The sequence below is a fragment of the Rhodonellum psychrophilum GCM71 = DSM 17998 genome (assembly GCF_000381545.1).
Classification (GTDB): Bacteria; Bacteroidota; Bacteroidia; order Cytophagales; family Cyclobacteriaceae; genus Rhodonellum; species Rhodonellum psychrophilum.
In genome coordinates this window covers 30,903-43,224 of record NZ_KB906681.1, presented here as the reverse complement: position 1 = coordinate 43,224, position 12,322 = coordinate 30,903, and the positions used below count along the sequence as shown (strand labels likewise).

Below are 12,322 nucleotides of genomic sequence, written 5' to 3'. Positions count from 1 at the left end.
TCGAACCACAGATAAACCAGGATTTGCAATCCTACACAGAAACGAGCCCGCGATTCGGATTCTCCCAGTCCAAGTATCCGCCTTGCACTGAAATCAAAAACCCTCCCGAATGCTCGGAAGGGTTTTTTGCTTATATATCGGCAGTGATTTTCCTTTTGATGATTTGGTTGTAAGCCCCATCCCAAAGTTCAATCCGTTTTTCCAGGGATTGGATCGTCACTTGTTCGGCTTCTTTCCAGCGATTTTCATCCGTTCCGCAGAGGTTGGAGGTCATCTCCAAGGCAAGGTGGCTATGGTGGTCTCCGTCAACTTCAATGTGTCTTTCGAGGTAATATTTGAAGGTCGAAATGCTGTCGGGAAAATTCTTGTGGATGTCATTGACCATCGCTATAAACATACCGGGGATAAGGTCCTCGCGTCCAAAAGTGAAAATTGCGGCTTGCAGATGGTCCTTGTTGCTTCCAATAATGTCGAAGGTGAAATCCACAAAGTTTCGGGCAGCTTGCGGGGTATTTGAGGCCAGATATGCCGTCTGGAAATCGCCGGATTTTTTCAAGACCGCAATGAATTGATCAATGGGCTGGGTGTCTGCCCCGCATTGGTTCATGGCGTCGAGGTACAGTTCAAAATGACTTTTCCTGATCCCATTGGCGTCAACATCCGACTCTTCCCCCACGACAATTTCGTTGATAAGGTGTCGGGTATCTGCCGAACCTTTGGGAAACCAGGGGACGGTCGTGCAGGTCAGGTTGTTTTGAAGGGTTTTGAGCAGTGACATAAAGTCCCATACCGCATAAATGTGGTATTGCATGAAAATCTTCAAGTCGTCGACGTCTTGGATGATGGAATAAACTTTGTGATTGGTGATTTCCTCCTGTAAGGGCGCGATGGTCCTTCTTATTTTTTCTATTTGTGCATTCATTGTTTTTGGATTTTTGTCTGCTGATTTTTGGGCTTTGCCTTGAAAACCGACAGGTATGGATGGGTTGAAATCTACTCCGTTTTAAACCCCATTGGAAGTCGAAATGTTCAGGGATAACCTTGTTGAAATTAATAAATAGAAGAAGGAAAAATGACCAAAAAATGCAAGATCCATATTTGCAGTGGGATGCACTTTCCCGCGTCAGGTTGTAGCGCCTTCTGGGGAGGCTGAAAAAAGAATGCCGGGATATTATTTCTAGTTGTAGCTCCTGTATTCACTCGGGCTCAATCCTGTTTTCGCCTTGAAGAGTTTGCTAAAGTGGTTGGGGTATTCAAAACCCAATGCATAGGCGATGCCACTGATGCTGTCTTTGGATTGTAGAAGCAAACCTTTGGCTTTATTGACAAGGTAAAGGTCAATATGTTCCTTGGTGCTTTTACCGGTCTCGGCCTTCAGGACATCGCTCAAATAATACGGGGACAGGTTGAGCGCTGCACCGCACTGTCCAACACTCGGGATGCCTTTAGTAGTCAATTCGTTTTGAAAATAGGCATTTAAATACTGTTCAAATTCCACCAAAACCCCCTTGTTGAGATTCCTGCGGGTGATAAATTGACGGTCATAAAATCGTTGACAATACTTCAGCAGGGATTCCAAATTGATGGACATGATGTCATCCGTGTGCTTGTCGATGTTTTGGTGGTATTCCTTTTCTATTTTTTGTACGATTTCGGTGATGGAGGTTTTCTCCCCATCGGATAGATGTAGGGCTTCATTGGCTTCATAATTAAAAAATTGATAGTGCTGAATAGCTTGACTCAATCCCGAACTGTGGATAAAATCCTGATGCACCAGAATGGTCCACTCATTTTTTGATTGGGAAAATTCAGTTTCACTGAATGAAAAAACCTGGTTGGGGGCCATAAATACCAAAGAACCTTCCTGGAAATCGTATTTGTTTCTCCCGTATTTTAATACCGCCTCCTGACTGCCTTTCAAGGAAATCAAATACATCTCCAAGCTGATTCGCTGATCTTTATAGTTGAAATCCATCACCAAATCAGAATGTCTCACCACAGAAATCAAGGGGTGTTTCGGTTTTGGCAAACCAAAAAGGTCATGCAAATCGGTGATGGTTTTGATGGCGAGGATGTTCTTTTCCATGCTCTAAAATTAGTCAATTGGGGTCAATATCCGTAAAGCTTCCAAATAGGTTTTGAGCCGGTGGTGGAGAAAGGAATCAATAATGAATGCCGCCAAAAAAAATCCCGCAAAACCCAAGCTCATTCCTTGCCAAAGATCACTTTTTAGGACAAAGTACAAGATGGCTGAGAAGAAAAACGAAACAACCCAAATCACTTTGAGCCGGCTGTAGATCAGGTCGTCTTTTTGGGCTTTATCAAGTTCGGTTTTCAGGGCAACTTTTGGGTTGTTGTGCACTTCTTGCGCTACTTTTTCTATGTGTTTGGGTCTCATGGTCATTTGAAATCCTCCGTATCCGAGCAAAAAAAGCATGAGCAAGGCAAAGGGCCAGGCCATTCCCCTGTGAAATGATTCTTGAAGATCCGTAAAATACAAGAAACTGAAAATCATAAGAATGGCGAAGCCAAACATGATTCTTCCTTGCAGGACTTCGCCCTTTACCCACTGTGTGGTCGCTGTGATTGGATGCATGGTCTCCGTTATTTAACCTGACTTAAAATTATTTTATCAAAAAGAGTATCGCCCAAATAAGTTCTCATCCAAACCAGGGGTTTTGCGAGTTTGCCTACTCGATAACGCGTTTTTGGTTGGCGTGCATTGACGATCTTGACGAGGGTATCAGAAATCACCGACGAAGGGGAAGCGCCATTGGGTTTGCTGTAGGTATTCTTGGTGGCTTCCGCTACGGCCATGGCAAATTTCTTGTAGGGCCCATTTCCCGATACTTTTAGCATGGGTTCATAGAGCACCTCGCCAAAAGCCGTGGAGATAACTCCAGGTTCAAGGATCACTACATGGATATTAAATTGTTTCAATTCCAACCGCAGGCAATCGCTCCATCCTTCCAGTGCGTGCTTGGTTGCATGATACCAAGCCCCAAGCGGCGTGTACATTTTGCCTCCCATGGAGGAAGTATTGATGATGGTTCCTGATTTGGCTTCCCTCATATAGGGGATAACCTGCTGTGTCAGGGCGGCCAAACCAAAAAGATTCACATCAAACTGCCTGCGGGCCTCTTCGATGGAGATTTCCTCTACCGAGCCAAAGAGCCCAAAACCGGCATTGTTCCAAAGGATATCTATTTTATTGCTTTTGTCGATGATGGTTTTTACAGCATTTTCAATATCTTCCTTTTTCGAGACATCCATTTGAATGGGAAAACCACCCATTTGCGCCAGATCATTCATGCTGTCCAGCCTTCTTGCTGCGGTATACACGGTATGACCTTGTTTGATCAATGCCTTTGCCGCTTCTTTGCCCATGCCTGAGGAGGCACCGGTTATTAAAATCACTTTGCCCATTGTTGTCTTGTTTAACCCGTTTTATGCATTAAGAACTCAATTCAATATTGTAATAAAATGATGTTCAATTATTTGCTGATTGTTTTTGACTTCAGCCTATTGTTGTCAGGAATTAGTCTCCCAATAGGCCGATTTTCTTGCAGTTTCAATCCCATTTGGAAAATGAATGCATATTTCGGGTTTAACCCGTTTTATAGATTTCCATTTTAACTCCAGCCTGAAATTGCCTGATGATCCGTCAATTGTTTGCTATTTCTGAATCAACTTTTCAGTGCTCAGCCCCATTCTCCAAATCGCTTGCTTTTCTTGCAGTTTCAACCCCAATGACGAAGCCGAATGCATATTTCCAGTTTGAAAATTCAGATGACAACACAAATGTAGCGTGGGGCTGATCCCTGGGCGGATACGAATTGCGGAAGCTTGGATAGATTTTGCTTTTTTTGGACTTGGTTCTTCAAAGGGGAATTTTGAAGGGTTTGGCATTTGGGTTTTGGGAGATCCTTGATAACCAAAGGGTGTAGTTTTTACTACACCCAAATATTGGTGAATTCCCAATGGAATACCCCACGCAATAAGCCATTTTCAATGGTAAAAAGAATAAACGAATCCGGCTTCAACCGAATGTTTTGACTACTCGAATTGCAAATTCGAAGGATAGGATGGCGTAGTGGAATACTACGCCTGGCGCCTGACATTACGCCCAGCACACTGGGTGTAGTTTTTACTACACCCAAATATTGATGAATTCCCAATGGAATGTCCTACGCAATAAGCCATTTCCGTTGGCAAAAAGAATAAACGAATCCGGCTTCAACCGAATGTCCTTGCTACTCGAATTGCGAATTCGAAGGATAGGATGGAGAAGTGGGACAAAAGTTGACAAAGGCTGGCGATTCCCATTCGTCCATCTGCGGACAAAAAATGTCCGCTGAAAAATGATTTTTCAGCTAAAGAACCTCCTAATTGCCTATAAGGGCGATTAAATTCGGCACTGCTCTTGAACTTTCTGTTTGATAAATATTATTTCTATGATGATCTTCCATGCGCTCAGGACTACTTTTCGAAATCTCTTTCGTCATAAAACCAATGCTGCTGTCAATATCCTCAGTCTCACTATTGGTCTGACTTCAGCCATTTTTATCTTTTTGTGGATTTTGGATGAATATGGTTTTGATAAATTCCATCCCAATGACAAGGAGCTGTACCAGGTCTTGATCAACCAAACTTTTCCGGATGGGCAGGTGCATACTTACGGTGCCACTCCTGCTAAACTGAAGGAGGCCATTCTTTCTGAAATTCCGGAAGTCAACAAAATCACCATTACCAATATGGCCTCGATGCAATTATTACAGTTCGGGGAGGTCTCATTTCAGGAAGTGGGAATATATGCAGACCCTGATTGGTTTTCCATCTTCAACTTCCCTATCATCCATGGTGACCCTTCCAAGCCTTTGCCCGCAATCAATTCCATAGCCATTTCCCAAAAGCTTGCAGACAAATTGTTCGGAAAAACGGATCCTATAGGGAAAACGGTTCAGATAGAACAGACGCAGGAATTCATGGTTTCCGCAGTTTTCGCCGATGTTCCTCTACATTCCAGAATTCAGTTTGAGTACGTGGCGCCCTTTGAGGTTTATTATCAGGAAAATCCCTGGATGCAGGGATGGGGAACAGGCGGGACAAATACCTATGTGACGCTGGACCCAAAAGCGTCATTGCCTGCAGTAAACCAAAAACTGGAAAGGCTGATCAACAGCAATTGCGAAGATTGTACTACAAGTCCATTTCTGTATGGCTTCAGTAAATTATACCTTAACGGGAAGTTTGAGGGAGGGAAAAATGTGGGTGGAAGAATAGATCAGGTTATGCTATTTGGGGCCGTCGCTGGAATAATCCTCCTGATGGCCTGTATCAATTTTATGAACCTGGCCACTGCGAGTGCCGCAAGCAGGAGTAAAGAAGTCAGTGTCAGGAAAATTATCGGAGCCAACAGGTCCGGCTTGGTGGTCCATTTTATGTTGGAGTCACTTATCCTTGCTTTTCTGGGCTTCTTGTTGGCCATTTTGCTGGTGCAGCTCTTGCTTCCTTTCTTCAATACCATTACCTCCAAATCCATCCAACTGGATATTTTTGATCCCCTGTTTTTGGGAGGGGCAATTATGATTACACTGGTGTGTGGCTTGCTCGCAGGAATATATCCAGCTATTTTTCTTTCTTCATTTAAGCCTTTGACCATTTTCCAAAGAAATGCCGGAAGCCTTCTTACTGGAAGTGGCTTGAGAAAGACTTTGGTTGTCATCCAATTTGCATCGGCGGTGATTTTGATGGTGGGGAGTATCATCATCTATCAACAGATCAATTATATCAGCAACAAAGACCTGGGTTTCAACAAAAGTCAGGTTCTGGTCATTGATCAGAACAAAAACCTGATTGCCAATACCGCTCCTTTCAAAAACGCCATGCTCCAATTGTCCACTGTAGATAACATTGGCTTTGGCGGAAGCGATATTTACGTAATCCCTATTACCACTACCGAAATCGAATGGCCCGGTAAACCCAATGATGCTTCCATTCATTTCAAGCTGTTCAGGTCGGATGCCGGTTTCATACCAACCTTGGGAATCGAAATGATCCAGGGGAGGAATTTTGTTGGACAAAACCAGGATTCCCTCCATTACATCATCAACCGAAAGGCGATGGAAGTCATGGGGATTCCAGAAGATGAAGTGATAGGTTCCGAACTGGATGTATGGGGTCATAAAGGGAAGATTGTCGGTGTGACCGCCGATTTTCACAATGATAACCTCAAGGTGGGCATAGAACCTTTGGTATTTCTTTATTCTGAGAATTTGGGAGCCTATTATTTTGTAAAAGTAAACCAACCAGCCTCCATGGCGGAAGCACTTGCAGGAATCGAAAAGGTTTTCAAAACATATAGTCCAGATTATCCTTTTGAATTTACCTTCTTGGATGAACTGTTTGAACGGCAATACCGATCTGATTTGGTCATGGGAAAACTATCGCTGAGTTTTATGGTCATTGCCATATTGATATCATGCTTGGGCCTTTTTGGACTATCCACCTTTACAGCTGCACGGAAGACCAAAGAGCTTGGGATAAGAAAAGTGATGGGGGCCAGCTCGTTTAATCTTGTTCTTTTGCTGTGCAGGGATTTTACCAAGTTGGTATTGGTCAGCATCCTTATTGGCAGTCCCATTGCCTGGTACCTTGCCAAATCCTACCTGTCAGGATTTGCTTTCCATGTGGATATCAGTTGGGTTACATTTCTTCTTTCCGGTTTGGGATTGTTGGCAGTGGCCTTGATCTCAGTCGGGTTTCAATCCCTCAAAGCCTCTTTGACCAATCCGACGCATTCACTTAGAAGTGAGTGATTTTCATAGGGTTGTTTTTAACCTCCTCTATTTGGATGGGAAGGTGGATATAATGCTGTCGCATATCAAATACGGGAGGTGCTATGGTAGCTAAACCTGACAAATCTTCCAAGCATACACACCCTATCAAATGAGTGCTAAGGATTTTATCCATGCTTTAACCCGTTTTATGCATTACGTACTCAACGTAATATTGTAATTGATTGACAATCAATTGGATGTTGATAATTTTTGATTTCACCCTATTGGTGTCAGGAATTATTCTCTTAATAGGCTGATTTCTTTCAGTTTCAATCCCAATTGGAAACCTCTTGCATATTCCCTGGGTGTAGTTTCTACTACACCCAGATATTGGTGAATTTATTCAGGAATGTCCCACGCAATAAGCCATTTCCAATGGCTTAAGCAAAACCGAATCCGGCTTCAACCGAATGTTCTTGCTACTCGAATTGCAAATTCGAAGGATAGGAAGGCGTAGTGGAATACTACGCCTAGCGCCCTAAGTGGATTTGGACAGCCTTTTTTGGGAATTAGAGAAAGGAAGTTACAATTTCAATCCGAAGGTAAAATAGAAGGTTCTACCATCTCCCGGCATGATACCCGGTCCCGGATAGCCGCCTGCTCTTCTGGTGAAGTAAACTGAATTGGTCAGGTTGTTGATCCCCGCCCTGAATATATAGCGCCTTCTGATGTCAGTGGATGCGGAAAGGTCTTGTACCTGATATGCCGGAATCAGACCAACTGTGGCAGCGGCATTAGGCAAAACGGTATTGGAAGCATCCGAGAATGCATCTCCGATATCACTCAATTGCCAAGTCACAGAAAATCTATCGTATCTGTAGGTTGCGCCATATCGGTTGATTTTCCTTGGTGCATTTTCCACGCGATTGCCTTTAAGATTTCCCTCCAAGATCACGCCCTCCCTGACACTGGTCGTTGCAAAATCACCATATCTGGCATCCACAAATGCAAGAGAAGCAAACAAGTGCAGGTAACCAAACTTGGAGGTCTTAGAAAGTGCCGAAATGGGATCAAACTCCACATATCCCTCAAAACCCTGGCTAACTGAGTTGCCCAAATTGGTTCTAAACTGATTGATAATCCCATTATTGTCCATCGTGGCAATGGTTCCGATTCTGTCTGCGTAGTTGAGATAGAAATAACCTACATCAAATTTCATCCAGTTTTGAACTGCCCCTCGGTAACCAAAATCAAAGTTGAAACCTCTGGAATCCTGCAGATTATCATCAATGCTATCTGTGGTGGCAGGAGGGGTAAGATCAGAGATCAATACTGGTCTGTAAGCTTGGGAGAAATTGGAATAGAACTCCATGGATGGGTTGATTTTATACTCAGACCCGATCCCGACAAGGAAAAAATTCCTTGTTCTGCTTTGTGGGAGCAAGATCTGCTCTTGGTCATTGACGGTGTTGAACAATCCTTCCATGTTGGAGGAAATCCGCTCATACCTCAAGCCGGTGGTCAGCAGCCATTTGTCTGAAAACCGGAATACATTCTCGGCAAAAGCGGCTTGATTGATATTGGTGAAATCGAAATCCCTCCGGTAGATCCCTCCATCCGCCAGGTCAAAATTCATTTGTGTGCCATTGTCTCCTCCGCCCACTTGCTTTCTATCAATAAAGCCATTGAAATACCGTATCCCGGCCGCCAAGGTGTTGGATTTGCCAAACAATGAATACTCCGTAATCATTCTGAGTTCCGAGCCATAGGTAGTGTAAAAATCCCTATCCACCTGTCTGTTGCCTAAATCATCCTCTTGATTAATGGGTTGCATAAAACCCACAGAGTTTCTTTCTGCAAATGTGCCGAAAGTCTTCCAGCTTAGCTTGGTCTTGTCACTGAGGATGTATTCGGCTGTAAGGGCAGGAATAAACCAAGGAGTGCTGAACCAATTCCTTTCCCGGGTACTAGATCTGGAATCCTTATTGAATTGCTCGTCCGTCAAGCCTCCTGGCTGTTGGCTTTCCGTACCCATATAAGTCATTTCCAGTCCGATCATCAGGCGGTTGTTGGCCGCATAGTTTACCTCCACATGAGCATGATCGGTATTGAAATAGCTGTTTTCTCTCCAGCCATTGCCGACACGTTTTTGGTAATATGCCGTATAGCTCCACTTGCCTTCCGTACCGCCGAGGTAATTGAAGCTGCTAAAAAGGCCATTGCTCCCAACGGTGTTCAGTGTTTCGAAAGTAAATCGGGTGGATTTATCCGGCTTGCGCATCACAAAGTTCATCAAACCTCCAAACTGAGAGCCATATTGAATGGAAGAAGCTCCGCGTACAATCTCAATTTGTTCCACCACTTCCATTGGAGGCGTATAATACGCTTCGGGATAGCCCATTGGATCGGGTGTAATGTCATATCCGTTCATCCTCACGTTGAATTCCCAGGATCGGTTGGGATTCAGTCCTCTGGTAGCGACACCCAACTGTATTCCCGAGCCGTCATTTTCCCAGATGGAAATGCCGGGCGTCCTGCTGAAGATCTGCCGGCTATTGTTCATGGCCAAATTTGCATTGAGCTCGCCCACACGGATTACCTCGTTTTTCTTCCCGGCATTGATTCGGAACTTGTCCACCTCAGGAAGCCGTTCTTGGCCCATAATGCCTCTACTGACAGAAAATTCAAAAGGATCCAAAGAAAGCAAGGCCTCCTGTAAGTTGATGTTCAAGGCCAAATTTTCTCGCTCGCCAATGCTAAAAGGAAGATTGACCTCTTTGTAGCCGAGCATATTGACCTTCAGGACATATTTCCCCTCGGGAATATCCCTCATGACGTAGTGACCGGATGGATCGGACTGAACTCCTCTTACGGTTCCTTCCAGAATCATCGTCACACCAGCAATGGGTTGACTGGCTTCGTTCAAGACTTTCCCCTTCAACACATTTTTTTGAGCAAAGGCAGGGTTCAAACCCATTGAAAAAGCAATCAAAATTGTAAAAATCAGTTTCATATTATCTTTACTTAGATTAATTTTAAATAACAATGCAATATTAACAAATCATATTTTAACATTAAAAGTTATTTAGATTAAATCTAAATAAGATTATTTTAAGGGAATCATAAATTTTTCTTATGAATGGGGGTGGGTTTTCGGCTATAACATATTCTAATGGATGCAAATGATTGGTGAACAAAAGGATTTGCCACCGGAACCAGTCCTCCAATACGGATTACAATACCCTAGAATCATGAAATCAGATTTTAGTGATGCCCTATTTTTTGAGGTCTATATTGAAAATATTTGGGGGGGTAAAAAAATCGAAGAGCAGGTAATACCAGCCGATTGTGATTTAGCAGCTCTAACTCGGATACCTCAGGAGTTCTGATTTTGTTCAAGAAGGCACTCAATGGGTCTTATGGCAGAACAATGCTTTTTTTCCATATTTTGATCCGATAGGAAGAACAAAAAAATATTTGAGAACCCCGAGATACTTAAACTTTACAAGTCTGTCGGGGATCAATCGGGAAGAGGTTTATAATGGTTGATTCATTTTTAAAGAGATGGCTTTTAAGGACCCACTACGGTCACTGCTTTGACATTGGAGATATCGAGTGATGTCCGTAGGTTTGTGGTGGCTCCCCTGGGTGTAGTTTTTACTACACCCAGATATTGTTGATTACCCAATGGAATGCCCCGCGCAATAAGCCATTTCCAATGGCAAAAAGAAAAACGAATCCGGCTTCAACCGAATGTTCTTGCTCTTCGAATTGCAAATTCGAAGGGTAGAAAGGCGTAGTGGAATACTACGCCTAGCGCCTGACATTACGCCTGGCGCCCTGGGTGTAGTTTTTACAATACTCCTTCGGCAAAAAGTCTTCTGATTTCTTTTTTGTCAAATTTGCCAACACTGGTTTTTGGCACCTCGTGGACATACACATAGTTTTTTGGAATCTGATAATTCACAAAGTCTCTCGACAGGAATTCAATCAATTCCCCATCCGAAATTTCATCGTTCTGATTCACCAAAACGATGAGTGCCAATGGTTTTTCGACCCATTTCGCATCTGGTATCGCAATTACAGCGGCTTCTTTGATTTTGGGATGGGCCATTAGTGCCGATTCGAGTGCTACGCTGGAGATCCATTCGCCGCCACTTTTTATCAGGTCCTTGGTTCTGTCCTTTATCTCCATGTATCCATCTTCGTCAAGGGTGCAGACATCGCCAGTTTTGAACCAACCATCTTCGGTAAAACTTTCACTGTTATTCGTTTTGAAATAGGCTTGAATGGTCCAAGCACCTTTGATATGCAGTTCCCCCATGCTTTTGCCGTCTGTTGGCGCCAGAGTCCCATCTTCCATGACAATCCTCAACTCAACACCAGGAAATGCTAACCCTTGTTTGGCGCGGATATCCATTTTTTCACTGGCGGATAAATGCGCATGTTTTGGCTGTAAGCGACTGACAGTTCCGAGTGGGGAGGTTTCGGTCATTCCCCAAGCCTGAACACCCTTGATACCAAAATCTTTTTCAAAACCTTCTATCAGACTTTTGGGGAGTGCAGAACCACCGACAAGGTATTCTTCGAGCGCTAATTTGTCCTTTGGGGGATTCATTTTCATGGCGTGGTACACGCCCAGCCAAATGGTTGGGACACCGTTGGCTTTGGTTACTTTTTCTTCCTGAAGTATTTTGATAATACTATCGGGCTGTAAATGGGAAGAGGGGAGGACCATGTTTGAGCCAGACAGGAGGCAGAGGTAGGGAAAACCCCAGGCCATGACATGAAATTGAGGAACGATCAAAAGAACTGTATCCGAATTGCTGAAATTCCCTGCGTTTGGAGAAATAATGGTGGAGGCGTGCAGAAACGTGGACCGATGAGAATACAAAACTCCTTTTGGCAAACCCGTCGTCCCGCTGGTATAACACATCCCGCAGGCATCATTTTCATTTAGCTTGGGCCACTCAAAATCCTCGGATTGCTCCGCCAGCAAATCTTCATAATGCAGGGTGTTTGGTAAAGTGGTCGTAAAATCCTTGGGCGCATTCAGCAAAATATAGTATTCCACGGTTTCGAGGAGTGGCGCTATTTTTTCCAATAGGGGAACCAATGTGGCATCGACAAAAATTACTTTATCCTCCGAATTGTTGATGATGTATTCGATTTGATGGCTGGACAAGCGAATGTTTATCGTCTGACAAACAGCCCCTATCCCAGATATTGCATAGTACAATTCTACATGGGGACCATGATTCCATGCAAAAGTGCCAACCATATTGCCATTCGTGATGCCCAATTTGTGGACCAATGCATTGGCTAACCTTTTGCAACGCTTGTACATGTCACCAAAGCGGTACTCATGGCGTGTTCCATCCGGTAAGTGGCTGATTATTTTTTTATGATGATAAACACTGTTTCCGTATTCAAGAATAGTGTTGGTCGTAAGTGGGTAATCCATCATCAAGCCTTCCATTTTCTAAAAGTTTAGCTGTAAAATTCTTATCCTTCACCCAGCAGCATATGCATTCGTCACCCAT

The 12,322-nt window shown here is 43.7% G+C and carries 7 protein-coding genes; 1 reads left to right on the top strand and 6 read right to left on the bottom strand.

Annotated elements, in window-relative coordinates; all coding sequences use genetic code 11:
* Positions 1-130 precede the first annotated feature (130 nt).
* The 4 genes from F824_RS0114050 to F824_RS0114035 form a co-directional block, all read right to left on the bottom strand.
* Positions 131-922 (bottom strand): DUF3050 domain-containing protein, encoded by a 792-nt coding sequence (locus F824_RS0114050; protein ID WP_019598546.1) that lies wholly within the window; start codon positions 920-922, stop codon positions 131-133.
* A gap of 255 nt (positions 923-1,177) precedes the next feature.
* Positions 1,178-2,086, bottom strand: coding sequence for a helix-turn-helix domain-containing protein (locus tag F824_RS0114045; protein WP_019598545.1), 909 nt, complete (start codon positions 2,084-2,086; stop codon positions 1,178-1,180).
* Between the two features lie 9 nt (positions 2,087-2,095).
* On the bottom strand, positions 2,096-2,596 hold the full coding sequence (locus F824_RS0114040) for a hypothetical protein (RefSeq protein ID WP_019598544.1): 501 nt from the start codon (positions 2,594-2,596) through the stop codon (positions 2,096-2,098).
* An 8-nt stretch (positions 2,597-2,604) separates the two neighbouring features.
* Positions 2,605-3,426 carry an oxidoreductase gene (locus F824_RS0114035; RefSeq protein ID WP_026333717.1) on the bottom strand — a complete coding sequence of 274 codons (822 nt, stop codon included), beginning with the start codon at positions 3,424-3,426 and terminating at the stop codon, positions 2,605-2,607.
* A gap of 1,028 nt (positions 3,427-4,454) precedes the next feature.
* On the opposite strand from F824_RS0114035, the gene F824_RS0114025 reads away from it, so the two are divergent.
* Positions 4,455-6,818, top strand: coding sequence for an ABC transporter permease (locus F824_RS0114025; RefSeq protein WP_019598541.1), 2,364 nt, complete (start codon positions 4,455-4,457; stop codon positions 6,816-6,818).
* 544 nt (positions 6,819-7,362) lie between these two features.
* On the opposite strand, the gene F824_RS0114020 is transcribed toward F824_RS0114025, so the two are convergent.
* Positions 7,363-9,792, bottom strand: a complete 2,430-nt coding sequence (locus F824_RS0114020; RefSeq protein ID WP_019598540.1) for a TonB-dependent receptor — start codon at positions 9,790-9,792, stop codon at positions 7,363-7,365.
* An 840-nt stretch (positions 9,793-10,632) separates the two neighbouring features.
* The gene (locus F824_RS0114005) at positions 10,633-12,258 is read right to left on the bottom strand and encodes a long-chain fatty acid--CoA ligase (protein WP_019598537.1); all 1,626 of its coding nucleotides are present in this window, start codon (positions 12,256-12,258) and stop codon (positions 10,633-10,635) included.
* Positions 12,259-12,322 lie beyond the last annotated feature (64 nt).

Coding starts and splice junctions, on each gene's coding strand:
- F824_RS0114020 (WP_019598540.1), bottom strand. CDS start 9,792: ATGAAACTGATTTTTACAATTTTGATTGCTTTTTCAATGGGTTTGAAC.
- F824_RS0114040 (WP_019598544.1), bottom strand. CDS start 2,596: ATGCATCCAATCACAGCGACCACACAGTGGGTAAAGGGCGAAGTCCTG.
- F824_RS0114025 (WP_019598541.1), top strand. CDS start 4,455: ATGATGATCTTCCATGCGCTCAGGACTACTTTTCGAAATCTCTTTCGT.
- F824_RS0114035 (WP_026333717.1), bottom strand. CDS start 3,426: ATGGGCAAAGTGATTTTAATAACCGGTGCCTCCTCAGGCATGGGCAAA.
- F824_RS0114050 (WP_019598546.1), bottom strand. CDS start 922: ATGAATGCACAAATAGAAAAAATAAGAAGGACCATCGCGCCCTTACAG.
- F824_RS0114005 (WP_019598537.1), bottom strand. CDS start 12,258: ATGGAAGGCTTGATGATGGATTACCCACTTACGACCAACACTATTCTT.
- F824_RS0114045 (WP_019598545.1), bottom strand. CDS start 2,086: ATGGAAAAGAACATCCTCGCCATCAAAACCATCACCGATTTGCATGAC.